At 55.4% G+C, this 25,690-nt stretch carries 19 protein-coding genes; 13 read left to right on the top strand and 6 right to left on the bottom strand.

What is annotated here, in order from left to right; translation table 11 throughout:
* Positions 1–760 precede the first annotated feature (760 nt).
* The 7 genes from M0651_RS15195 (at position 761) to M0651_RS15165 (ending at position 10,181) form a co-directional block, all read left to right on the top strand.
* Positions 761–2,065: an ABC transporter substrate-binding protein gene (locus tag M0651_RS15195; RefSeq protein ID WP_248552595.1), complete on the top strand. Its 1,305-nt coding sequence runs from the start codon at positions 761–763 to the stop codon at positions 2,063–2,065.
* A gap of 27 nt (positions 2,066–2,092) precedes the next feature.
* Positions 2,093–2,980, top strand: coding sequence for a carbohydrate ABC transporter permease (locus M0651_RS15190; protein WP_248552594.1), 888 nt, complete (start codon positions 2,093–2,095; stop codon positions 2,978–2,980).
* A 59-nt stretch (positions 2,981–3,039) separates the two neighbouring features.
* Positions 3,040–3,903: a carbohydrate ABC transporter permease gene (locus tag M0651_RS15185; protein ID WP_248552652.1), complete on the top strand. Its 864-nt coding sequence runs from the start codon at positions 3,040–3,042 to the stop codon at positions 3,901–3,903.
* Positions 3,904–3,922: 19 nt separating this feature from the next.
* On the top strand, positions 3,923–5,008 hold the full coding sequence (locus M0651_RS15180; RefSeq protein WP_248552593.1) for a glycoside hydrolase family 76 protein: 1,086 nt from the start codon (positions 3,923–3,925) through the stop codon (positions 5,006–5,008).
* On the top strand, positions 5,008–6,057 hold the full coding sequence (locus tag M0651_RS15175) for a glycoside hydrolase family 76 protein (protein WP_248552592.1): 1,050 nt from the start codon (positions 5,008–5,010) through the stop codon (positions 6,055–6,057). The genes M0651_RS15180 and M0651_RS15175 overlap by 1 nt, the downstream gene beginning before the upstream one ends.
* A gap of 68 nt (positions 6,058–6,125) precedes the next feature.
* Positions 6,126–7,394 (top strand): glycoside hydrolase family 125 protein, encoded by a 1,269-nt coding sequence (locus M0651_RS15170; protein ID WP_248552591.1) that lies wholly within the window; start codon positions 6,126–6,128, stop codon positions 7,392–7,394.
* A gap of 39 nt (positions 7,395–7,433) precedes the next feature.
* On the top strand, positions 7,434–10,181 hold the full coding sequence (locus M0651_RS15165; protein ID WP_248552590.1) for a carbohydrate-binding protein: 2,748 nt from the start codon (positions 7,434–7,436) through the stop codon (positions 10,179–10,181).
* A gap of 374 nt (positions 10,182–10,555) precedes the next feature.
* Here the strand turns inward: M0651_RS15165 and M0651_RS15160 are convergent, their stop codons facing one another.
* Positions 10,556–10,897 carry a cupin domain-containing protein gene (locus tag M0651_RS15160; protein WP_248552589.1) on the bottom strand — a complete coding sequence of 114 codons (342 nt, stop codon included), beginning with the start codon at positions 10,895–10,897 and terminating at the stop codon, positions 10,556–10,558.
* 215 nt (positions 10,898–11,112) lie between these two features.
* On the opposite strand from M0651_RS15160, the gene M0651_RS15155 reads away from it, so the two are divergent.
* Positions 11,113–11,322, top strand: coding sequence for a hypothetical protein (locus M0651_RS15155; protein ID WP_248552588.1), 210 nt, complete (start codon positions 11,113–11,115; stop codon positions 11,320–11,322).
* 137 nt (positions 11,323–11,459) lie between these two features.
* On the opposite strand, the gene M0651_RS15150 is transcribed toward M0651_RS15155, so the two are convergent.
* The 3 genes from M0651_RS15150 to M0651_RS15140 form a co-directional block, all read right to left on the bottom strand.
* Entirely contained in the window at positions 11,460–12,947 is a 1,488-nt protein-coding gene (locus M0651_RS15150) for a UxaA family hydrolase (protein WP_248552587.1), read from the bottom strand.
* A complete protein-coding gene (locus M0651_RS15145) occupies positions 12,935–14,383 on the bottom strand; it encodes a tagaturonate reductase (RefSeq protein WP_248552586.1) in 1,449 nt (482 codons plus the stop codon). The genes M0651_RS15150 and M0651_RS15145 overlap by 13 nt, the downstream gene beginning before the upstream one ends.
* Before the next feature lie 217 nt (positions 14,384–14,600).
* Entirely contained in the window at positions 14,601–15,617 is a 1,017-nt protein-coding gene (locus M0651_RS15140) for a LacI family DNA-binding transcriptional regulator (RefSeq protein ID WP_248552585.1), read from the bottom strand.
* 171 nt (positions 15,618–15,788) lie between these two features.
* Here M0651_RS15140 and M0651_RS15135 point away from each other — a divergent pair, with 171 nt between their 5' ends.
* Positions 15,789–16,712 (top strand): dienelactone hydrolase family protein, encoded by a 924-nt coding sequence (locus tag M0651_RS15135; RefSeq protein ID WP_248552584.1) that lies wholly within the window; start codon positions 15,789–15,791, stop codon positions 16,710–16,712.
* 22 nt (positions 16,713–16,734) lie between these two features.
* Here M0651_RS15135 and M0651_RS15130 read toward each other — a convergent pair whose 3' ends face one another.
* The gene (locus tag M0651_RS15130; RefSeq protein WP_248552583.1) at positions 16,735–17,613 is read right to left on the bottom strand and encodes a helix-turn-helix domain-containing protein; all 879 of its coding nucleotides are present in this window, start codon (positions 17,611–17,613) and stop codon (positions 16,735–16,737) included.
* Between the two features lie 112 nt (positions 17,614–17,725).
* Between M0651_RS15130 and M0651_RS15125 the strand changes: the two genes are divergently transcribed.
* The 4 genes from M0651_RS15125 to rbsK all read left to right on the top strand — a co-directional run bounded on the left by M0651_RS15125 (position 17,726) and on the right by rbsK (position 24,784).
* A complete protein-coding gene (locus tag M0651_RS15125; RefSeq protein WP_248552582.1) occupies positions 17,726–20,761 on the top strand; it encodes a glycoside hydrolase family 2 TIM barrel-domain containing protein in 3,036 nt (1,011 codons plus the stop codon).
* Positions 20,762–21,004: 243 nt separating this feature from the next.
* On the top strand, positions 21,005–21,442 hold the full coding sequence (locus tag M0651_RS15120; protein WP_248552581.1) for a MarR family winged helix-turn-helix transcriptional regulator: 438 nt from the start codon (positions 21,005–21,007) through the stop codon (positions 21,440–21,442).
* 18 nt (positions 21,443–21,460) lie between these two features.
* Positions 21,461–23,101: a DHA2 family efflux MFS transporter permease subunit gene (locus M0651_RS15115; protein WP_248552580.1), complete on the top strand. Its 1,641-nt coding sequence runs from the start codon at positions 21,461–21,463 to the stop codon at positions 23,099–23,101.
* A 366-nt stretch (positions 23,102–23,467) separates the two neighbouring features.
* On the top strand, positions 23,468–24,784 hold the full coding sequence (gene rbsK, locus M0651_RS15110) for a ribokinase (RefSeq protein ID WP_308195518.1): 1,317 nt from the start codon (positions 23,468–23,470) through the stop codon (positions 24,782–24,784).
* 265 nt (positions 24,785–25,049) lie between these two features.
* Here rbsK and M0651_RS15100 read toward each other — a convergent pair whose 3' ends face one another.
* Positions 25,050–25,592, bottom strand: coding sequence for a flavin reductase family protein (locus tag M0651_RS15100; RefSeq protein ID WP_248552579.1), 543 nt, complete (start codon positions 25,590–25,592; stop codon positions 25,050–25,052).
* Positions 25,593–25,690 lie beyond the last annotated feature (98 nt).

Here is a 25,690-nt window from a genome sequence, read left to right as displayed (position 1 = left end):
CCTGCGGGGGCGGCTTAGTGCCACCACGGGTGGATGCCCTTGCCGCCCTGCGGGACAAAGGCAAGACCGGCGCGCGGTGAGTCGCCACTCCGTGGGAATGGCCAACTGCGGCCTACATAGTGCTGGGGTTGCCGTTCGCGGCGCAGCAAGGAGCTGCCGCCCCGTGGCTGACGTAACCGTGGCCGTGTGCGATGGGGAGTGCTGTCTCCATAGTGCGATGGCGAGTACTCGCCTATGTACTAAGGTAACTGCCACCCTCATGCCGAACCCAACTGCAAAGTGCAGTTGAGTTTCGGCATTTTTGCGTTTGGGGGCCCTTGGGATGCAAAAGTGCATCCGATTGAGGACAATTTGGCTGAAAATGGCGATTTGAGTAAATTTGAACTGCACATTTACATTTGAAGTCTCTTCCGAGAGCATTTTACGACAAATCAACTGCACTTTTACATTTGAGTACACTAGCAAGCGCATTTTGCAGTATACCAACTGCACTTTTGCATTTGGAGGACGGACGAGGGAGAAATCATACCGAAATTTCCGAATATGAAGCCCATATCGAAATTTCCGAACAAGGCCCCCGTACAAAGGGGCCGCTTTTTGTCGTACAAGAAAGTAGGAGGGGACGTTTGATATGTAATTTATATACCAGGAACATCGATATTTTTCCCTATTGACATAATGATATGATGCTAATATACTATGTTTATTGAAAACGCTTTAATTTCTATGTTATTCGAAACGAAAAGGGGAGGTTTACGAAATGAAAAAGTGGATGCTTGTGATGCTGGTGACCGTGCTGTTCGGCGCAATGCTAGCCGGTTGCGGAGGAAGCAGCGGAGGCAACGCCGGGAACGGCGGCAGCGGGGACGGCGGTGATGGCGGCAGTACCAAGAAAGTGAAGCTGACGTTCTGGGGCGACTGGGGCGGTGAAGGACAGAAGCAGTTCGAGACGATGGTCGACGCCTTCAACAAGTCGCAGGACAAAATCGAAGTCAAATACGTGCTTCAGCAGGATATGGTCACGAAGTTCCTGACAGCCGCAACGAGCGGCGGTTCGCCGGACATTTTGTTCTGGGACCGCTGGAGAACGGCGCTGTACGCTCCGAAAAACGTGCTTCGCCCGATTGATGAATATATGGAGCGCGACGGCGTGAACAAAAGCGATTTTTACGAGGAGTCGTTAAAGGAATTGACCAATAACGATAAATTGTACGGTTTGCCGTTGACGGTGGATGCCCGCGCGTTGTTCTACAACAAGAAGATGTTTGCGGATGCGGGCTTGGAGGCGCCGACAACGTGGGACGAATTGGAGCAGGCCGCCAAAACGCTGACGAAGTGGAACGGCAGCAAACTCGAAACCGCAGGTTTCTCGATGGCCGATCCGGGTCTGTTTAACATGTACCTGCAGCAAGCCGGCGGGCAAATGCTCGGCGAGGACGGCAAAACCAACTTCAACAATGAGCAGGGCAAGCAGGTTCTGGAGTTTTGGCAGCGTTTGCTGAACGAGGACAAAGTATACAAGGTCGGCTTCGAAAAAGGTCTCGGCGAAGGCACCGACGCGTTTGTGACGGGCAAGGTCGCCATGCTGTACACCGGACCATGGATGATGAGCACCTACAATAAATACGGCAAGGATCTGGAATACGGCATCGTTCCGCCTCCTGCAGGCCCTAATGGTGACAAGGGCAGCGTCATGGGCGGTTTCGGGCTCGTCATTCCGCAAGGCTCCAAGCATCCCGACGAGGCATGGGAATTCATCAAGTGGTGGACGGCGAACAAGGACAACGCCTTGCTGTGGGCGAAAACGAGCTTGAACCTGCCAGGCTTCAAACCGGCGCTCGAGGATCCGTTCTTCACCGAGGATCCGTTGTGGAAGCCGTTTACGGAGACGTTGGAATTCGCTAAGACGCGTCCGACGCATCCGGGTTATTCGGTCATGGAGGAGAACGCGCTGATTCCAAACCTGGAGCTGCTGCTGCAGAACAAGCAATCGATCGACGATACGCTGAAAAAAGCCCAGGAGCAAGGCGACAAGCTGCTTGCGGAAAATGCGGTCGTGAAATAAAACCGGCCTCTGAAAGGGGAGCGAAGAATGGCATCCGTCAATAAGCTCGAACGGCATCAGGCCCGAATGGCCTATCTGTTCATTACACCAACCATGCTGTTGTTTGCCGTATTCATGGTCATCCCCGTCGTGATGGCCCTTTACCTCAGCTTCACCAACTATGACGTACTAAGCACCAACGATTGGGTTGGGCTGGACAATTACCGCCGACTGATCGGCGATACCCTGCTCTGGCAGACCTTCTTGAACGTGTTCTATTACGCGATTGTATTCGTACCGCTGAATCTGTTGATTTCTTTGCTGCTGGCGATGCTACTGAACAAAAAGAAAGGCGGGGTCAAGCTGTTCCGCACGTTCTACTACTTGCCGACCTTGACCTCCGCCGTCGCCGCGGCCACGGTGTGGATTTGGATGCTGCATCCCGAATACGGGTTGATTAACGGGTTGCTGTCGTATATCGGCATCACGGGCCCGGCCTGGGTATCGCAGACGGAAACGGCCATGGTCTCGATTATTGTCATGACGTTGTGGCAGTCGGTTGGCTCTAACATGATCATCTATTTAGCCGGACTCCAGGGCGTGCCGGATTACCTGTACGAATCGGCTCGGCTGGACGGGGCGTCACGGTTCGCGTGCTTCCGCTATATCACTTGGCCGCAGCTTCGCCCGACGACGTTCCTCGTCAGCGTGCTGTCGATCATCGGTGCCTTGCAGTTGTTCGACCAGGCGTTTGTACTGACGCAGGGCGGGCCGGCCAACGTCACCAAAACCCCGGTGTACCTGATCTACCAGCAGGGCTTTAACCAACTGCAAATGGGTTATGCTTCGGCGCAGGCGTTCGTGCTGGCGATGGCGATTCTCGTATTTTCGCTGATCAGCATGAAAATCACGAAAGCGGAGGAGCCGATCGTATGACAAATCAACAGACGACCAGAACCGGCGTCGGAACCCGTCACACCCAACTCGGTGTACCGATGCAGAAGAAGTTAGCCAATGCGCTGTTTTATACGGTTGGCGCCATTATCGCGGTCATCATGTTTCTGCCTTTTTACTGGAGCGTGCTGACCTCCTTTAAACCGGATGAAGAAATGTTCTCTATGCCGATTAAATGGTTTACGACGAACCTGACTTTCGATCACTACTACAATGCGTTTACGACCGTGCCGTTCGGCCTTTATTTCTGGAACTCCTTTTTGCTGGCGGCGGTCGGGGTGTTGTTCAACCTGTTCTTCGGCTCGCTGAGCGGTTATGCGTTCGCCAAGCTGAACTTCCGGATGAATCAGCCGTTCTTCCGGATCCTGCTCGTTTCCATGATGGTGCCGGGGATCGTCACCATGATCCCAAGCGTGTACGTGCTGCGCCACATTCCGCTGGTCGGCGGAAACGACCTGTTCGGCAGCGGCGGGAACGGGCTGATGAACTCGTTTTGGGGCATCATTTTGCCGGGGGCTTCCGGCACGTTTGCGGTGTTCTTCATGCGCCAGTTCTTCCTGACGCTGCCGAAAGACATGATGGAAATGGCACGGATCGAAGGCTGCGGCGAGTTCAAAATCTTCTGGCGCATTTATCTGCCGCTGACCAAGCCGGCGCTGGCCACGCTCGGGATCTTCACGTTCCAGGCGGGCTGGAATGGCTTCCTGTGGCCGATGATCGTGCTGAACGATCCGGCCAAAGCGACGATCCAAATGGGACTGCAGGCTTTTTCGTACAACTATCAGACGGACTATGGGCCGATGATGGCGGGAGCGCTGGTGGCGATACTGCCGATTCTGGTGCTGTTCCTGCTGCTGCAGCGATATTTTATCCAGGGCATTGCTTTTAGCGGAATCAAGGGATAGGACAGATGGGAGAGATCACATGAAGACCACCACGAAGGAAACCGACGTGCGGCGGCAGCGGGCCGATCTGGCCCAGACCGCGCTGGATGAAGGGTTCTGGAACGAAGAGATCCAGATGTACAATATTCAAATGCCTTGCGAAAACGGGACGTGCAACGTGATTTTTCATTACTGGTGGATGGCGCATGCGGTTGACGTGCTGGTTGACGGACTGCGGCGCACGGGGGACCGGCTCTATGCCCGGCGGCTGGAGGAGCTGTACGACGGCCTCCTTCGGCGCAACGGCGGCGCCTGGCCCAATGAGCTATACGACGATATGGAATGGATGGCGCTCGCCTGGCTGCGCGCGTATCAGGCTACCGGCGAACCACGCTACAAAGAAGCCTCCCTTCTGCTGTGGCAGGACATCCAAACCGGATGGAACGAGCAGATGGGCGGCGGGATCGCTTGGCAGAAATCGCAGCTGGACTATAAAAACACCCCGGCCAACGCTCCTGCCGTCATCCTGGCGGCCAGGTTGTACCAAGCGTTTGGTAACCCGGACGATGGGGCTTGGGCGCAGCGGGTTTACGATTGGCAGGCGGAGAACCTGGTTGATCCGGCTACCGGGCTGGTGTGGGACGGTATGAACCGGACGGGAGACGGCGCGATCGACAAGGATTGGAAATTCACCTACTGCCAAGGCGTCTTTATCGGGGCTTCCGTGGAGATGTACCGGGTAAGCGGGGAGGTGGCTTTCCTGGAGGCGGCGCTCCGCACGTTCCGCGTCGTCCTCCAGGAGTTCACCTCCAGCGAAACCGGGCTGCTGCCGGAGGAAGGAGACGGCGACGCCGGGCTGTTCAAAGGCATCTTGATCCGCTATTTGGCGGAGCTGGCTAAGGCGGCCCCGGACCATCCCGAAGTCGCCGAGTATGTTGACCTTCAGGCGGAACGTGCCTGGAGCCGGCAGACCGCAAAGGGGCAACCGCGGTTTGGCACGGATTGGAGCCAAGCTCCCGAGCCGGATGCCGTCGTGTCCCTCAGCTCGCAGCTGAGCGGCGTGATGCTGATGGAAGCGGCCTCGAGGTTAACGCCGGATGCCGCGCCTGAACGGGAGACGACGTGATGGACCGCCGCGAACTGGGTTGGGCCCAACTAGCGGAACGCATGCACCGCGATCTGTTTGCCTGCTACATGAACGCGCAGACCGGCATCCTGGACCAGTGGTATCCGCGTACGGCGGGTCGGGCTGACGAAAATTTCTACTACTGGTGGCAAGCCCACGTCCTTGACGTGCTGGTGGACGCCTACGAGCGGACCGGCGACCCGGCGCTGCCGGATCGGATGCGGCGGTTTTGCCGCAGCCTGGAACATTACAACGGCGGGACGTTTACCCATAACTATTACGACGACATGGAGTGGACGGCGCTGGCGCTGCTGCGGGCTTACCGGGCGACCGGCGAACCTTGGTACGAGGAAAAGGTGCAGGAGCTGTGGGCGGACATCCAAACGGCTTGGAATGAGCATTGCGGCGGCGGGATGGCGTGGAAGAAGGATCAGCTCGATTACAAAAATACCCCGGCCAATGCGCCCGCAGTGATTCTTGCGGCCCGGCTCTATAGCTTGTTCGGCCGGCCTGACGACCTCGCTTGGGCCAAACGGATTTACGAGTGGAACAAAACTCATTTGGTTGACCCCGCGACGGGATTTGTCTGGGACGGCATGAATCGGACTGGAGACGGGACGATCGATAAGGACTGGAAATTCACGTATTGCCAGGGCGTCTATATCGGCGCTGGCGTTGAGTTATACGTTTGCACCGGTGAATCGCTGTATCTGGAGGACGCCAGACGGACCGCTGCCGCCTGCTTCAAGGAGTTGGGTGAGCCCGGCACCGGTCTGCTTCCCGAAGAAGGCATCGACGATACCGGCTTATTCAAAGGAATCCTGATTCGCTACCTCGTCCGTCTCCTGGAGATCGACCCGGCGTGTCCGCACGTTCGGGAAGTGCTTCTCACGAATGCGGAGAAACTCCGTTCCGATGGGCTGATCGAGAACCCTCTCTTGTGCGGCCCTTCCTGGAAGGAGCCGCCCACCTTGCCGGTCCAGCTCAGCGTTCAGCTGAGCGGTTTGATGCTTCTGGAAGCGGCGGCGAAGCTGGAGGTTTCTAAGTGAAGAAGCCGCGCAGGAAAAGGGGAAAGGTCCCATTAAACAACCACTAGATTAAACGGAGGAGAGAAATCATGACTGAGCAACTGACCCAAAACGACATCATCGCTTTGGCGGAAACGAAGATGAAGCATCGCCCGAAAATCGTGGAGATGTTCAAACGTTGTTATGAAAATACGCTGGAAACGACGATCCATCGCCACGAGGACGGGACGGTGTTTATGCTGACCGGCGACATTCCGGCCATGTGGCTGCGCGATTCCGTCAACCAGCTACGGCCGTATCTCATCCCGGCGGCGAAGGATGCCGGCTTACGCGAGATTATCGAAGGCGTGTTGAGGACGCAATGCCAATCGATCCTGCGGGATCCGTACGCCAACGCGTTTAACGAATTCGAGAATTTTCGCGGTCACCAATCGGACATAACCGAAATGTCCGGCTGGATTTGGGAGCGCAAATACGAGGTGGACTCGTTATGTTATCCCTTGCAACTAGCCTATCTGTACTGGAAAAACACCGGGGAAACTCGCCACTTTACGCCGGAATTCAAGCAAGCGGCCGAATTAATCCTGCAAACCTGGCGGACCGAGCAACGCCACGAAGAACACTCGAAGTATACGTTTGTCCGGGAGAACAGCGGGGAAACGGATAAGCTCCCCGGACCGGTGGCGTATACGGGCATGACGTGGTCAGGTTTCCGCCCGAGTGACGATTCCTGCAAATACGGTTATCTCGTTCCGTCGAACCTGTTTGCAATCGTTGTGCTGGGTTATTTGCTGGAAATCAATGAGCGGTTTTACGGGGATGGCGCTTTCGCCAATGAGGTGCGTGCGCTGCGGGAGGACATTCGCCAAGGGATTGAACAATACGCCGTCATCGAGGACGAGAAGTTTGGCAAGGTGTACGGGTACGAGGTTGATGGGCTAGGCGGTGTGAATCTGATGGATGACGCCAATGTACCCAGCTTGTTGTCGTTGCCTTATCTGGACTACTGCAGCAAGGACGATCCGATCTATCTGAACACGCGCCGGATGATCCTTAGCCGACGCAATCCTTACTACTATGAAGGCACCTATGCGAAAGGGATCGGCAGCCCGCACACTCCCCCGGACTACATTTGGCACATCGCCTTGTCTATCCAGGGAATCACTGCCATCGAAGAATCGGAAAAGCTGGACATCCTGGGCATGTTCGAACGAACGGACGCCGGAACGAACTTGGTGCATGAAGGTTTCCACAAGGATAACCCTGCGGAATACTCGAGGGAATGGTTCTCTTGGTCCAACGCGATGTTTGTTGAATTCGTGCTCAGTTTATGTGGTTTGGAAATTGCCATGCGCTAGCTTTCAGTACGGAATGAATCCGCAAATGGAGGTTTTGCCGTGAACCGAAATCAAGTAAAAGGTACGTTTACGAAAATGTTTGCTCTGACGTTAACGATGGCTCTCTCGATATCGCTGCTTACCGGGGCGAAGGCTCCGGAAGCTCAAGCGGCCACCTCGGGCCACGCGGATGCGGACGCCGCGATCAAGGCGTTTAACGCCAAGTTCTGGGATCCGCAGGCCAAGTACTATTGGGCCGATTCCAATCGCGGCTCCAACTACCAGGGCTTTTGGGTGGAAGCCGAGCTATGGGAAATGGTCATGGATGCTTATCTTCGTACCTCGGATCGGGAATTAAAGGCGCAGCTTCGCGCCCAGATCGATGATATTTTCGATGGCGCCGTTCTTAAATATGGTGAGGACTGGACGAACAATCCGTTTAACGATGACATCATGTGGTGGGCGATGGCTAGTGCAAGAGCCTATCAAATCACCGGGGAAGCTCGCTACCTGGACAAAGCGAAATATTACTTTGATTTTGTATACGATACCCAATGGGATGACGCATTTGCGAACGGCGGTCTGTGGTGGTTGAACAGCGAGCATGTCACGAAGAACGCTTGTATTAACTTCCCGGCAGCTGAGGCGGCGGTGTACCTGTATGAGATCACGGAGGACTCGCATTACCTGGAGGCGGCGACCCATATTTACCGCTGGGGCAAAACGATGCTGACGGACGGAAACGGGAAGGTATTCGACCGGATTGAACCGGATCGTGGACCTGTGCCGGACGCCACGCATTACAATCAGGGGACGTTTATCGGTGCCGCGACCATGCTGCATCGGATTACCGGCGACAAGGTGTACCTGGAGGATGCGATCAAGGCTGCCCAATTTACGATGGCCCATCAGACGGAAGCGAACGGACTGCTGGGTTATGAAGGCCCGAACGGGGATCTGAAGGGCGGCAAAACGATCCTGCTGCGCAATTTGGCTCATCTGCAGCAAGCGGTGGACGGCAGCAAATCCCGAACTCATCGGGAATTTGAACGGAAGTTCGAAGAATGGCTGGCTTTGAATGCAGCCATGGCTTGGAGCCATCGGAACGAAGAGGGGATCGTCGACGGCAACTGGATCGGGCAGCTGTTGTCCGGCACTTATGAATCTTGGGCCGCCTCCAGCGCCGTTCAGGCACTGACGGTCGTACAGCCAAAGCCCACGGTCCCGGTTTATCCGGTGAAGCCGGCCTATCAACGAATTGAAGCGGAAAAATACAACATCGGCCAAGGCTTCGTGCTGGAGGGCAGCGCGGAAGGCACGTTGCAGCTTGGCGGGATTAAGCACGGACACACCGCGGTTTACAAAAACGTCGATTTCGGGACGACGGAAGCCGTCGGCTTCATCGCTCGTGCCGCCAGCGGAACGTCCGGCGGAACGATCGAAATCCGACTGGACGCCGAAGACGGACCGAAGATCGGTACGGTCCGAGTCGAAGGCACGGGCGGCTGGAACCAGTTCATCGATGCGGTTGCCGTACTCAGGGATGACCAGGGCAATCCGGTGACCGTAACCGGTAAGCATGACGTCTACTTCACTTTTGTCAAAGCGAATGACGACTATCTGTTTAACTTGAACTGGTTTCGGTTTACGGAGACCGATCCGACGAGAACCGATGCCTATGCCAAACGAAAGGCCGGCGAGTTCGACGACAGTTCAGGGGTAAGCCGAAACGGCGAATACGGCTTCCTGGAGGAGATCGCGAACGGTGCGTACGTTCAGTATGAGGACATTGATTTTGGCAGCGGTGCGGCCGGGATCACGGCGCATGTCGCGAGCGGAAACCAAGGCGGAACGATCGAAGTGAAGCTGGACAGCTTGAACGGGCCAACCGTCGGCACCCTTCAGATCCCCGTTGTAGGCGACTGGGCGACATGGATCGATGTGATGTCCACGGTCGATGACACGGCGGCAGCCGGTATCCATGACGTCTACCTGGTGTTCCATGGTACGGACGGCAGCGATTTTCCGTGTAACCTGGACTGGTTCAGCTTCACGACGGTCAAAGGCAAGGCTCAGGATGCATACGGCAAGCTGGAGGCCGAAAGCTATACGACTGGCTCGGGTTTCGGTACGGAGCAAGGCGGGGGGCAAACGTATCTCGCCGGGATGTTCGGACCTAACCAACCCTCTGCGATGTACAACTTCGTTGATTTTGGCGATGGCGGCGGAATCACACAATTCCATGTCAACGCGGCCAGCGATACCGCCGGAGGGACGATCGAGGTACGGCTGGACAGTCCAAGCGGCCCCGTGATCGCGGAGGCGAGCGTCACCGGAACCGGCGGCTGGCAGGAGTTCAAGGTATTCTCAGCGGAGGTTACCGCCCCGGTCCGCGGTAAACATATCGTGTTCCTGCTCTTCAAAGGATCGGATTGGCTGTTTAACCTCGATAAGTTCACGTTCGGCGATCCAGCCGTATTTACAGCACCCCCCGTTATTCCTGAACCGCCTCGTGATCATACGCCTCCGGGAGAGGTTGAACATGTGCGAGCAGTAAAGGAGAAGGGACAAATCCGGTTAACTTGGGACGGCCCGTATGATAGGGACGGCGAGAAGGTACAGATCCGGCTGCTGAAGAACAAGAAGCCATTCGGCGAGATGATGGAGGTAGCGCGCGGCGTTCAAACCGCCGTACTGCCGGACGTGAACAATCCGAAAGGGTACACGGTACAGTTCAAATCGGTTGACAATTCTGGTAATGTCTCCAAGGGATATTCCGTTTCACTGGGAGACCTTATCGAGAAGTAAAAGAACAAACAGACCGGGGCGGATGCAAGTCCAGCCTTCGGTCTGTTTTTTGCCTATTGCGAGGAGGGATGGCAGTGGCAGCGATTCGAATTGGCAGATCACCCGACCTCCAGGCGGAGCTGTCACCGGCAATAATGTTGCAGTTTGTGCAACAATTTCAGCCGATTCCTTCGCAGACGCCCCGAAATGCTGCATAATATGCAACATTCCAGCCACGCAGGACAGGTTGGGGGATGAAAATGTTGCAGAACATGCAACATTTCACCTCCACATCCCCGTTTCACCGTCCAAATCCTGCACAAAATGCAACATTTCCACGATCAGATCCACTTCTTACTTATGGGACGAACCCTTGACATGTGCAGGACTTTGCGTTAAATGTTCTGCGCGTATTCCGCGGAAGGTACTTTGGTTAGAACGACGTACAAGCTGGCAGGCTCGGCTCCGTCATTACGATAGGAGAAGGCTTCGGCTCCCTCCAGGTGCAGCACTTCACCTTGTCCCAACGGCGAGGTTACCCCCTCCACCGTGATCGCCCCGCTGCCTTGCAAGGCAAGAATAAAGACGTCGGTATTCGGATGCGTGTGGGTTGGCAGCTCCTGCCCCGGCATAAAGTTCAGTACGAATACGACACTTTCGCCTTTCTTGAAGGCGATACGTTTGGTGAATTTCTCAGGTTGGTAGTCTTGAAGTTTGGCTAATGCGAGCTTTTCCATGGATAGTTCCTCCTTGACCGGTCACAGGGCCGGATAATTGAATGGGTTTTTGGATTATCATCGTTGGGATCATGGTCTTCCTGTCTCCTATGTTAACATTAAGCCGCTGACTTATTCTTGATCTAGATCAAGACCCTGAAAATATTGTCCCTATTTCAAAACTCCAGGAAATGGCCACTACTGCAAAATGAAGTAAATTGGAGGAAGGCGAATGGATGTTTTTTGAAAATGTGGTGAAAGGAGTCACGCTCGTGAAACGTTATCCGGGGATGGATCAAGAAGTGGTCATGATGGAGATGAAGCGGCTCAAGCAGAAAGCTGACCGGCTGCTTGCCATGTCGATCCGGCTGAATCAACCCAGCTTGGCGGACGAGGCGGAGCAGTTATACCAGCAAATCGACAGGTTGGCCTTGCTCACGGGTTGATTTGACGATCACATTCCTTCATGTCCGTGCTTTCAATGGATGCGGCCTGCATATGACATACATAATGGCATAAGCCAGGGTTTAACCGGAAACGGAGACCCTGGCTTTTTTAGATCGCGTTTATGTGATCCATGTTCTTACAAGGTGACTCCTGTTTTGAAAATGGCCAACTCGCGGACTTCGTTCATTTCGTTACGGGTTGGTTGGCCGCTGGCCACCGCGATGACGTAAGCGATAAACTGCTCCAGCACCTCTTCCATCGGCGTATCCAGCAAGGTTCCCGCGTTGAAGTCCATCCAGTGCTGCTTACGGTTGAACAGCTCGTTGTTCGTGGCGACCTTTACCGTCGGGACAAAGCTGCCGAACGGAGTGCCGCGGCCGGTCGTAAAGAGGACCAACTGACAATCCGCGGCAGCCAATGCCGAAGAGGCCACCAGGTCGTTGCCTGGCGCTTGCAGCAGGCTGAGCCCCTTCTTGCGCAGCTTCTCCCCGTATTTCAACACGTCGACTACCGGGGCGGTCCCGGCTTTTTGCGTACAGCCCAGCGATTTGTCCTCCAGCGTGCTGATGCCGCCGGCTTTGTTGCCAGGCGAGGGATTCTCGTTGACAGGTTCGCCGTAGGATAAGAAGTATTGCTTAAAATCATTGATGAGGGCGACGATTTGCTCGAACACCTCCGGGCTTTCCGCGCGAGCCATCAGCATCTGTTCGGCCCCAAACATTTCAGGGACCTCGGTCAGAATGGTAGAGCCGCCCTGGGAGATGAGAAAATCGGAGAAAGCGCCCAGCAGCGGATTCGCCGTAATCCCGGAGAAGCCATCGGACCCGCCGCATTTCAGCCCAACGTTTAGTTCGCTGAGCGGAACCGGCTCCCGGCGGTCGTTCTGGGCCGCCTCCACCAGCTCTTCGAGCAGCGCCAGACCTGCCCCCAGCTCATCTTCGACTTCCTGGGCAACAAGGAATTTGACGCGCTGCTCGTCGTAATCTCCAAGCCGCTGGCGGAACTCGGCTACCACGTTGTTCTCGCAGCCCAGGCCAAACACTAGCACGCCGCCTGCATTGGGATGTTGCACGGCATCCGCGAGGATGCTGCGCGTCATGAGGTGGTCTTCGCCCAACTGCGAGCAGCCGTAGGGATGCTTCAGCACGGTGATATTGTCGAAGGGACCAAGATCCGAATGTTCTGCCTTAAAAGCGCTGATCATTTGCTCAGCAATCCCGTTCACGCAACCGACGGTCGGCACGATGTACAAGTCGTTGCGGATGCCGACTTTCCCATTGCTCCGGCGGTAGCCCTGAAATGTCATAGACTGCTTCGGATAAGTCACAGGATGCAGATCGGGCTGATATTCGTATTGCTCCTCCCCGGCTAGATTCGTCTTCACATTATGCGTATGCACCCATTCGCCGGCGGCGATGGCTGCAATGGCATGACCGATCGGATAGCCATATTTGGTAACGAACGAATCGACGGAGATGTCGGTTAATGCGATTTTGTGGCCTTGAGGAATGTCTTGTTTGGCTTGAACGGTCACCTCATCCAACCGAATCTCTTCGCCGGCTGCGATTGGCCGTAAAGCTACCGCGACATTGTCGCGCGAATTCATTCTCATTAATCGCCGCATGGGCTGCCGCCTCCTATCCATTGTAACGTGGCCCGGGCGCCAAAAGCGTCCAGCTTCCGAACATATCGCTCCAAGGTGTCGGCTAGCTCGGGAACGCCCGACAAATCCTCACCCCATAACTTGGCTTCTTGCAAAAGGGTCGGGATCACTTCGGCGGGATGCGCCCAGGCTCGATCGAAAAGGGTGAGCACGTCAGGGCTGTCCTTCCGCTCCAACCGATCGCCGCGGTAACCCACGAGGAGTGCGGCGAAGGAGAGTGTGATCCGCTTCGGCAGGTCGCCGCGTTCCCGCCGGTAACGCAGTAGCACGGGCAGCAGTCGGGTCTGGAATTTGGCGATGCTGTTCAGGGAGATCGAAGCCAGCTCGTGCCGGATGAACGGGTTCATGAATCGTTCGCGTACGGCCTGGGCATAAGCGATTAGCCTTTCTATAGGCAAATCCAACATCGGAACGATCTCCTCCTCCATGAGCTCCCGTACAAATACGGACAAATCCTCGTCGTTCATCACTTCCTCGACCGTTTCCAGTCCGGCAAGTAAACCCAAAGCGGTCATCGCTGTGTGGGGACCGTTCAGCAGGTGAACCTTCTGCTCGCGGTACGGGCGTAAATCATCCGTGTATATGACGTTCAGTCCCGACTCGGCCAGCGGCAGCCGTTCAGGCAGCCAAGCCGGGCCTTCGATGACCCACAGCAGGTACGGCTCTGCGGTCACCATCAGGCGGTCGCGGTAGCCCAGCTCCTGCTCCAGTTGATCCGCCCTCTCCTGCGGAAACCCGGGGACGATGCGGTCCACGAGGCTGCAGCAAAACGTATTTTCCCGTTCGAGCCAATCCGTGAACCCGTCGCCCAGATTCCAATCGGCAGCATGACGCAATACGATTTCGCGCAGCTTCTCGCCATTACGGTCGATTAACTCGCAAGGGATGATCGTAAATCCCGCTTTTCCCAGTTGGTAACGGCGATAGAGCAAGGCGGTCAGTTTACCGGGAAAGCTGCGCTGCGGCGCATCCGTTAACCGGTCTTCCGGGTTGTAGGTGATGCCGGCTTCGGTCGTGTTCGAGGTGATGAACTCCAGCGAATCCTGCTCCGCCAGAGCGAGGAACCGTTCATATTCGGTGTACGGGCTAATCAGCCGGCTGACGGAGTGGAGGATTTCGTGTTCGCGGACGATTTGCTGCTCCGCAATCCCGTTGATGAGTACCGTATAAAGATGATCTTGCTTGGCGTAATGCTCGGATACCGGACTTCCTTGCGGCTTGATCATCACCACGCTGCCTTGAAATCGGCCTTGCTGATTCATCTGCTGGACCTGCCAGGCGGTGAAGGCGCGCATAAAATTGCCTTCGCCGAACTGGATCATTCGTTCCGGATAAGCGGGCAAATGGGGGAATAAGGTTCGGGATAAGAGCGGATTTAGGGAAAGCGGCGTATCCATTGATTCCTCGACTCCTTTATTAGGATTTCATGCACACGTGAACAAAATGAGGTGCGACCGAAGCCGTAAAAATAGTTGCCTACATGCCGCTATTCTCGACTTGATCACCGACCTTGGGCAATTTGTGTCTATGGTGCATCTATTTCAGGTGATAATTCTGGGTAGAGCGATATCGACAGGAAACAGCTGAGTTTCTGCCAGCGTCAACCGCCAGCCGTTAAATCGCGGCGACCGACTGGCGAATCATTAGCGATGTTGGAACGAACAGCGTCTCGCCCGGTTGTTCCGCATCCGCATGGTCTGATCCCGGAGGCAACATCAGCTCGATCAGCTTGCGGGTCCCAAGTTCGCTGATGTCGGCGACCGGCTTGCGGATCGTCGTCAAGGCCGGATTCGTATAGCTGGCGAATACGATATCGTCGAAGCCGATCAGCGAGACCTGATCCGGCACGCTCACGCCACGGGCGAAGCAGGCGTTCATGGCCCCGATCGCCATATCGTCGTTCGCGCAGAACACCAGCGTTGGCGGTACGGGAAGATTCAGCAGCGCGTACATCATCCGGAACCCGCTGTCGATACTGTAATCTCCAGCCGCCTGATATTCGGCGGGGAGGGAGAGACCGTGGGCGAGCAAGCTTTCCAGGAAACCTTGCTTCCGCTCGGCCGCCGATCGGAAGCCTGTTTTGCCTTCCATGATCGCCAACCGGCGATGGCCGCGGCCGATGGCGTAGTCGATCGCTTCCCGCACGCCTTCGCGGTCGTTCGCCACGACGTTGGCGATGCCGGGATCGTCCAGATGGCGGTTCAGGACGACAAGCGGAATGCCGGCCTTCTTCACATGGTAGATGAACGCATTGTCCGCATCGCTTTGGCTCATGACCAGAATGCCGTCGAAGCGGTGCGGCGAAATGCCCTCCAAATGCCGGATGCCGTCAATTCCGTGCACGGTTAGGCTGTAGTTCTCATCCAGTGCATGATGGATACCTTTAATCGCATCAACGAGAAAGCTGGCGGACGTCCCTTGGTCGATGCTGGAGAAAAACAATCCGATCGTATACGTCTTCTTCATCACCAGACTTTTGGCGCTGACATTTGGAATGTAGTTCATTTCGGCGGCAATTTTTTCAATTTTGCCCCGCGTCTCAGGCTTAATCAGCGGGCTGCCGTTCAGCGCCCGGGATACCGTCGTGTGGGACACGCCGGCTACGCGGGCAATGTCTTTGATTGTAATCATAGAACCTCATCTTTCGCGGAGGAATTCGCATGTTATTTTCACGTTTTCATTGTAATCCCGAGTTCTTTAAATCGTCAAGAAAAACAAGCTTTGCACACGTGAAAATAATATTTGTCGCCATCTTATTGAAAGCGCTATAATCAGGTTAAAAAGAACGGAGGAGTGAGCCTAATGCGTGACACGGAACGGCGGTCGAAATTGTGGGAAGTTCTCGGAGAGTTACCGCCCTTCGAAAGAACGATTTCAGCCCAACGGTTGAAGCAGGAGACGTTCGACGGAGTTGTGCTGGAGACGTTGCTGCTGGATTTGAACGGGCTGGAGCTTGTGCCGGCGTATTTTGCCAAACCTGTGGAAGGGGAAGGACCTTTCCCACTGATCGTGTTTAACCACTCCCATGGAGGAAATTATGGCAACGGTCGCAAGGAGATGATTCGCAGCAGCGCTTACCTTCAAGAGCCTTCATTTGCCAAGGTGTTGACCGGATTGGGCTGCGCCGTCTGCAGCATCGACATGTGGGCCTTCAATGAGCGCAGCGGCAGAACCGAAGGCGAGCTGGTGAAGGAGATGTTATGGAACGGACGCTCGTTATGGGGCATGATGATTTATGATAACCATCGGCTGATCGATTACCTGTGCACCCGGGAGGATGTGGATGCCTCGCGAATCGGAACGATTGGCATGTCTATGGGGGGGCTGATGTCCTGGTGGCTGGCGGCGCTAGATGAACGAATCAGCGTCGTGGTCGATCTTTGCGGTCAGGTCGATGCGGAAACCTTGATTGCAAGGCGAGGTCTGGAGCATCACGGGTTTTATTATTATGTTCCCGGCTTGCTGAAGCATTTTACAACGTTGGAGATCCAAATGCTGATCGCCCCCCGGCCCCGACTGAGCCTCGTCGGTCGAAACGACCGGTTATGCCCGTTCGAAGGGGTGCAGCGGCTGGATCAGGGACTACGTGAAGCCTATGCGGCCGCCGGGCAGCCGAATCATTGGCAGACCGTCATCACCGGCGGCGGGCATATGGAAACCGCGGAGATGCGAGCCGTCTGGCCGGAGTTTATCGCCGAGCATTTGGTACGTCCTGCGGGACTGTAGGAAGGGCCGCGTTGGCGGTCGCCTACCGCCCCTCACGAAGCTCTTCCGACGGCAGGCGGTGGAACTCGCGTTTATACAGCCGGGCGAAATAAACCGGCTCTAAGCCGACATAGGCGGCCGCTTGGCGGATCGTCATGTCGGGATGCTCCAGCAGCAGATGGCGGGCTGTTTTCAGCCGGATCTGATGGAGGTACTGCAGCGGCGTCAATCCCATCGATTGGCGGAACAGCCGGGTTAGCTGCTTTTGCGAGTAGCCGACATGGCCCGCCAACCCGGCGATGGTGATCGGCCGGTTTAAGTGGTCATGCAGGAAGCGAACCGCAACCTCCACGACCGACGCGCGGTAGGAGGCAGGAGGTGCGGCCGGCTGTACCAGCGGGACAGCCGACTCGGTTTGCACGCCTTTTTGCCCCAACGACGTATCCTTGAGGATGGCCAGCAGCAGTGAATACAACAATTCGGTCGTTTGCCATGGGTCATGGTCGTTGCCGGATCGCTGCCAGATGGCAAGCAGGCGGTCCGTAAACAGGGAGACGTCCGACAGCTGCAGCAGGCGAGGTGTATCCCCGAAACCCCAACGGCTTAACACTTCGCCGAAGTTTTCCAGCAGTGTGACATACCCGACGAACCAGGGGGACTCCCCATAAGGCATATATTCATGGGCGCAGCCGGCGGGGATGAAGAGCAGTTGGCTCGGTTGAAGAATGTCCCATTTGTCCTTGTCGACATTTAGCCGGCGAAACTGCCCTGCCCCGGAGAGGGTTAAGAACAGCTGATGTGCTGAAAACCCCTTCATCCGCGTGAGAGGCGGCTGGATTTCCGTCCCAACCGTATACACGGACAGCGGCAGAAGCTCGTTGTGGGAAGGGGTTAAGTTGCTTTTAAGCGGGAGCAAGTCCATGGCTGTTCACTCCATTTTGTCCATTTTGTCTGGTGGATTGTCCGAATTGTGGCTTCCGCCCGATTATATCCCACCTCTATAATGAGAGCAAATCGTTTTGGGAGTGTGAATGATGTTGGAACTGAACCATGAATGGGAAAATCCTTCTTGCCTGCACATCGGCCGGCTGCCGGCCCGAGCTACTTATGTTCCGTACGGCAACGCCGAGGCGGCCCGAACGGGAAAACGCGGTCACTCACCGCATTACCAAACGTTAAACGGAATGTGGAAATTTCGCTATCACCGCAGTCTTCGTGAGGTAGACGAGCGCTTTTTTGAGACGGAAACGAATGTAAGCGCTTGGGACGATCAGATCTTGCCTTCTTGCTGGCAAACCAACGGTTACGATCAGCTGCATTACACGAATGTGAACTACCCCATCCCCTATGATCCTCCGTTCGTACCGGATGACAACCCGGCAGGCACCTATGTTAGGGAATTTAATTTGCCGGAAGCGTGGACGAGGAAAGAGACGCACATCGTGTTCGAAGGAGTAAATGCCTGCCTCTACTTGTGGGTGAACGGCCGCTTCGTGGGTTACAGCCAAGGCAGCCGGATTCCAGCGGAATTCGACCTTTCGCCGTTCGTCACTGCGGGCCGCAACCGCATTGCCGTTCTGGTGTTGAAATGGTGCGACGGCACGTATTTGGAGGATCAGGATGTCTGGCGATTCTCCGGAATCTATCGTGATGTCTATTTGCTATCCCGGGAAACCTCGCATGTTCGCGACGTATTCAACCAACCGCTGTTGTCGGACGATCTGACCGGGGGCAAGCTCCTCTCGGAGATCGAAACGACGGGAAGCCTGACCGTGCAAGCGGAATTGCGCGATCCGACAGGGAAGTTGGTGGGACGGCAGGAGGCGCATTTTGACGGCAAAGGGGCCATCGAGTTGGATGTGCCGCAGCTGCAGTTATGGAACGCCGAGCAACCTCGATTGTATGAGCTGCTGCTAACGGCGGGTCAAGAGGTCCTGCGTTTTCGTGTCGGCTTCAAAAAGGTAGAAATCATAGACGGTATCTTCCGCATCAATGGCCGAGCTGTGAAGTTAAAAGGCGTCAACCGCCACGATTCCCATCCGGAGCTGGGGCAAACGATTCCTATTAACCATATGATGACGGATTTAATGCTGATGAAGCGGCATAACGTCAATACGATCCGCACCTCGCATTATCCGAATGATCCGAAGTTTCTTGATTTATGTGATGAATACGGGTTCTACGTCGTCGATGAAGCGGACTTGGAGTGCCATGGCGTCACCAGCACCGGGAAACTAGAAGAAGGCGTCTTCCATAAACTGACGAAGGATCCGGAATGGCGGGATGCGTTCGTGGAGCGGGCGGTCCGTATGGTCGAGCGGGATAAAAACCATGCCTCCGTCATCATTTGGTCGATGGGCAATGAATCCGGGTATGGCGCCAACCATATGGCGATGGCGGAGTGGACGAAAGCACGCGACGCGTCTCGTCCGGTGCATTACGAAGGGGCGGATGCCCGGTATTACGGCGATCCGGACACGGCCTGCCTTGATCTGGATAGCCGGATGTACGCCTCGGTGAAGGAAATCGAGCGGTACTCCCAGGACGAGAACAGCACTAAACCGCTGTTCCTCTGCGAATATAGCCATGCGATGGGGAACGGTCCCGGCGATTTACAGGATTATTGGAACGTTATCTATCAGTATCCGAAGCTGATGGGCGGCTGCGTCTGGGAGTGGTGCGACCATGGGATTACCGCCGAGACGCCGGACGGACAACGTTATTACGCTTATGGCGGCGATTTCGGGGATCAGCCGAATGATGGGAACTTCTGCATCGACGGACTGGTATCGCCGGACCGCCGGCCGCACACGGGGCTCCTGGAATTGAAACAGGTCATTGCACCGGTTCTTATTGAGGCGGAAGACGCCGGGCAAGGTCGGTTCCGCGTCCTGAACCGCTATGACTTCAGCAGTTTGTCGCATGTGACGGCCAGCTGGAAGCTGGAGCGGGAGGGGGAAGTGATGCGGCAGGGACGCTCTTCGCTCTCCGCGGGTCCGGGTGAGACACAGATATTGTCGCTTCCTACCGATCTACCGCAGGATGTGCCAGGACCGTTCGTCTTGACTTGTTCGGTTCGGCAGCAACAGGATACGCCTTGGGCGGAGGAAGGGTACGAAATTGCCTTCTATCAATTCGAGTTGGCCGGGGTGAAGGGTACGGTGCAGCAAGATCAACCGCATTTCAGTGAATACGCGGCTTTTATGACGGCAGAAGAACAGGACGGACTCCTTACCGTGACCGGATTCGATTTCAAGCACGTGTTTGACCTGAAGCTCGGCATGCCGCGGCAGTTGTCGAAGCAGGGCGTTCCGCTGCTTTCCCGTCCGGCCCGGTTTAACCTGTGGCGGGCACCGATGGACAACGATATGTACATCCGTCGGGAATGGGAAGCGGCCGGGCTCCACCATGCAGCCATGAAGGTGTACGCCAGCCGGTGGGAACAGAAGCCGGACGCTACGGTCGAAGTCCGCGTCGACTTCTCGCTCGCCAGCTACAGTTACGAACCGTTCGTGCGCGGCAGCGCCGTCTGGACGGTTGGGATCACGGGGGAAGTCAAGCTGGCGGTTCATGCCGACGTACGCGAGAATCTTCCTTATCTGCCGCGCTTCGGTCTCGAGCTGACCATGCCGAAGGGGACCGAGGAAATCGAATATTACGGTTACGGTCCGCATGAGAGCTATATCGACAAACGCGCGAGCGTTCGCAAAGGAAAATACCTGCTGTCGGTGGACGACATGTTCGAGAACTACGTCATGCCGCAGGAGACCGGTTCCCGCAATGGCACCGATTGGGCGATCGCTTCCACCGTTCAAGGCATGGGGCTGAAATTCGCGGCGGCGCAGCCGTTCTCATTCCAGGCTCTGCATTACACGGCCGAGGACCTGACGGCAGCCAAACATACGTATGAGCTGAAGCGGCGTGCCGAGACCATCGTTTCGCTGGATTACCAAATGAGCGGGGCTGGATCGGGCTCCTGCGGACCGCAGCTGGCGGAGCCTTACCGCTTTACTCAGAAGTCGTTCGATTTCGAGGTGACGATCCAACCGGTATTCAAGGAAGAAGAATAGAAGTAGCTACTTATAAAGAAGCTGTTCCCCGGCCAAGTTCGGGTGAACGGCTTCTTTTAGTATGGTCAGGGGAGCTTGCGCGGCAGGGAGCTTTATTTTTCTATGCCAAATTTTTGTGGGGAGGAAGGCTTGACGGGCGATTCATTAGGGAGTATATTATTAAACGCTAAAATATTTAAACAGTAAATTAATTAAATTGTTAAATAAACGAACAGCTCGAGGCAGGAAGGAGGGGGAAAGGCATTGGTGAAAAAAGAAGAGCTGTTCGAAGTGACTTCGATGTTTCGAACGCTGATTAAGGCGATCACGCAGGAGTGGAACAAACGCGGCGGTGATTTTAACCTCAGCTTTCCACAATATAAAATGCTCTACATGCTGAATGCCACCGGTTCCCATACCGTATCGCAGTTGGCGGAGGCGCTGGGAATTACCTCGGCGGCGATCACGGGAATTACGGACCGGCTGGTCACGGAAGGTTTCGTCAACCGAGAACGCGGAGAGAACGACCGTCGGGTGGTAAATATCTCAATTACGGATCGGGGCAGGGAAATCATCAGCCAGGTTACCGAACGGCAGAAGGAAATGCTTGAGGGGATTTTTAATCAGCTGCAGGAGGAAGATTTACAGCATTTGCGACGAATTTTTGGCGTAGTGCTTGCAAATATAGACAATAAATTATAACGGAGATGGAGAAACTACATGGAACATTTAACACTTAAACGTAAAGTTTCGATCATGATCGCCATCATGGCCGCGATGTTCTTCGCCGCCATTAACCAGACGATCGTGAGCACCGCCATGCCGCGAATCATTTCGATTCTTGACGGCATGGACTATTATACCTGGACAATCAATATTTACTTACTGACGTCCACCATCGCTACGGTTCTAGTCGGTAAACTGTCCGATATGTACGGGCGGAAGCCTTTTTTGCTGATCGGGATACTGCTCTTTATGGCAGGTGCCTTTATGACAGGGACGTCCTCGGACGTGTTCCAGTTCATTACCTACCGGGGGATTCAAGGGATCGGCGCCGGTATCATTCAATCGACCGCCTTCACGGCCGTAGGCGACTTGTTCCCGCCTCGTGAGCGCGGCAAATGGATGGGCCTCATGACCGCTATTTTTGGCTTCTCCAGCGTACTTGGCCCAACCTTGGGCGGCTATCTCGTCGATCACATGGATTGGCACTGGCTGTTCTGGATTTTCTTGCCGCTTGGCATCGTGGCGTTTGTCATGATTCTGTCGCTATTTCCGAAAATGGAACGCGGCAGCTCCCAAAGCATCGACTATTTAGGCTCGTTGTTCATGACGACGACAATCGTGCCGATGCTGCTGGCCTTCTCTTGGGCGGGAACGACGTACGCTTGGGGTTCGACGCAAATTATCGGTTTACTCGCGGCCTCGGTCGTATCCGCATTGATTTTCGTGTTCGTCGAATCGAAGGTGAAAAATCCGATTTTGCCGCTTCACTTGTTTAAGAACGATGTTGTGACAATTTCTAATATCATCGGCTTTATCATGAATTTTGGGATGATGGGCGCCTTGATTTACCTGTCATTCTTCGTGCAAGGCGTGCTGGGCATTTCGCCGACGTATGCCGGCTACGTGACGATGCCGATGTCGATCGTCATGGTCGTGGCCAGCGCCATCACCGGCCAGATGATCGCCAAGAAAGGCAAATACAAACAATTTGCACTGTTTGGCATTCCAATCATGATTGCGGGGATGGCGATCATGATCTTTATGAACAGTGTACCGGTCGCCATCCTCAGTATGATCGTATTCGGTTTGGGTCTAGGCGTCGGGATGCCGGTATTTTCGCTGGCTACGCAAAACGCCGTACCGCATAAAGAGCTGGGTGTCGTTACCGCCTCGACGCAGCTGTTCCGGAACCTCGGCGGTACGATCGGGATCGCGGTGATGGGTACCGTCATGTCAAACAATTTGACGAAAAACCTGAAAGAAGCGCTGCAGTCGTCTTCAGCGCCTGATATGAGCAAGATGGATCCGCAGATGGTGCAGCAGATGACCGCTTTTGCTAACCCGCAAACGTTGATGAACAAGCCGCTGCTGGAGCAAACGCAAGCCAGCTTGCCTGCGGATGCGCAGCCGCTGTTCGCGCAGATGATCCAAGGCATACGCGACGCGCTGGGCAATACGTTGTCCACCGTGTTCCTGACCGGAACCTTGGTGTTGGTCGTGGCTTTCGTGCTGATCTTCTTCCTGAGAGAACTGCCACTTCGGTCGACGAACCAGGCGCCAACTCCGCAGACCGCCAAAGAAGGCGGCGAGGAAGGCGCGGCGGTGCAGGGAGCTCAAGCTTCTGTCACCCAATAAGCATAAGCTAATTTATATGCCAGAGTCCTCGTATCTCCGATGCGAGGGCTCTGTTATTTTTGCGGCGGATGGAGCCGAGCGGGCGCTGAAGCACTAACGCTTACCACGAGGCTTATTAAGCCTAAAATAGGGGAGGAGCAAATCTAATGCTTGTCAGAAGTCTTATTTGCCCGATTTTTCCTGTTTTTACTCCTAAATCGCAATATAAGCTCTGTCACAAGCGTTACATTTCCAAACGACTTGTTTTTGGCCCAATAGCGTTGCTGATCCGCGTTAGAGCTATTTTGCCGCCAGGATGGCTTGCTGAAAAGATGGTTCTGGCATAAACTTGAAGGCAAAACCTACTTCAGTTAAGGACGGATGATCATGTCGACACCTCAAGTGGCTGTGATCGGCAGCTTAAATATGGATATCGTCGTTGAGACGCGGCAAATCCCGCAAATCGGGGAGACCCTTCTCGGCGATCGGTTCCGCTTCATTCCGGGCGGGAAAGGCGCGAACCAGGCGGTTGCCGCCGCGCGTTTGGGTGCGGTCACCTCGATGATCGGTGCGGTCGGGGCGGATGCCTTCGGTGACGAGCTGCTAGCTGCCCTAAGCCGGGAAGGCATAGATATCAGCGGCGTAAAGCGGTTGTCCGACGCCACGACAGGCGTCGCTTCGATCTATGTCGCCGAGGGGGATAACAGCATCGTGGTGATCCCCGGCGCTAACGACCGGGTGTCCCCCGCGGATATCGATCTGCACCTGGACAAGCTGAAACAAGCTAATATTGTGCTGCTTCAGCTGGAAATCCCGGTGGAGACGGTGCTTTACGCGGCCCGCACCGCCAAATCGCTGGGCAAGAAGGTCATCTTGAACCCTGCCCCGGCCCGGGAACTGCCGCAAGAGCTCTATGGCTACATCGACTATTTGACGCCTAATCGCACCGAGCTAGGGCGGTATGCCGGGATGGAACTGGTGGCGACTAATGTATCGACCAGCGATTTCCTTGGCCCGGCGATGCAGCGACTGAGAGCGCTCGGTACAGCCCAGGTCGTGACGACCCTGGGGGCGGACGGTTTGGCCTATCTGGATGAGGCCGGGGAGGTTCGTACGGTAGCGGGGCATGCCGTCTCCGTCGTGGATACGACCGGGGCGGGCGACTGCTTCAACGCCGGGCTGGCGACGGCGCTCGCCCAAGGGCAAAGCCTGGAGGAGGCGTTGCGATTTGCGTCGTTGGCCTCCGCGCTGGCCGTGACGAAGTTCGGCGCCCAGGCGGGGATGCCAACGGCGGACGAAGTGCGGCAGTTTGCAGCGGCGGCGACGGGCTCGTCCCGGACAACGCATGAAGCGCAGATCCGCGTGAAGCGGATCTACGAACCCGCTGCCCCCGACGATGGGTACCGCATATTAGTCGATCGCCTATGGCCGCGCGGGATGAGCAAAGCGGATACGGCGCTCGACGAGTGGATGAAGGCGATCGCGCCGAGCCCGGAGCTGCGCAAGGCCTACGCGCACCGAATGGAACGGTATGCGGAGTTCAGCGCAAGCTATCTCCGGGAGCTGAACACCAGCCCGGAGTGCGCCGTGCTGGCTGACCGCATCCGCGAGCTCGCGCTCGAACGCCCGGTCACCTTGCTGTTTGCCGCCAAGGACCCGGTGTATAATCACGCGAACGTGCTGCGGCGTTGGCTCATAGAGTGAACTACAGAAAAAGCGGTTTCGTCGTTATCCAAACGACGAAACCGCTTTTTCGCATGAGGAATTGTTGCAAAAAGTGCAACATTTCTATCGCCTACAACCCGCTCTAAAAGAAATTGTTGTAGATAGTTCAACATTTTAAGCACACGGGAGGATAAGCCGCTGATAATGTTGTAATAAATGCAACATTTTGCGGTGATATTGCCGTTTCAAATCTAGAATGTTGCATATAATACAACATTTCTGAGCTCGGTGCCCGCCGCAGCTGTCAGCTTTCCTGCAAAAACCGAAACCCTTTATTAACCCCGTCCCCCGCATAGATGATCGGATTGAGCTTGTCGATCTGCAAGCGTCCCTCTGCATTCAAAACGTCTTTGGTTATGGTACGGCTGATGATTCGCCCAATGATATTGGTTAAGCCAGGGAAATGCTCGCTTTCGACAACTTCTACGACCCGGCAGGCGGTCGAAATTGGACATTCCTTGACGACAGGGGCATGTACATGCTCCGAGGCTTCCGGCGTCAGACCGGCTGCGGCAAATTTGCTGCCCTCCGCGCCGGAACGTGAACCGCAATAGTTGACCGACTCCAGCAGGGAACGGTCCGGGAGGTTCACCACGAAGTCGGCGCCTGCCTTGAGGTGCTGTGCGGCAAAGCCCTTGCTGTTAAAGCCCAGCATAATCATGTCCTTGAGCGAATAAGAGGATGAAGACGGTGTCACATGCGCGACCTCATTTTCATCGTAAAAGCTGGTTAGAATGACCGGGAAACCATAGTACATTTTTTCAAAATCAACCTCGATTTTCTCCATGTTACGCCCTCCTGAATCCATTATTTCTATATCATTGGTCCATCTCTTTCGAAGGATAACGCGGTTAAAGGAGTGGCAAGGTGATTACGGTCACAATT

This window comes from Paenibacillus mellifer, assembly GCF_023195895.1.
Taxonomy (GTDB): domain Bacteria; phylum Bacillota; class Bacilli; order Paenibacillales; family Paenibacillaceae; genus Fontibacillus; species Fontibacillus mellifer.
The sequence above is the reverse complement of the archived record's forward strand: the minus strand, read 5'-3'. Positions and strand labels throughout refer to the sequence as shown.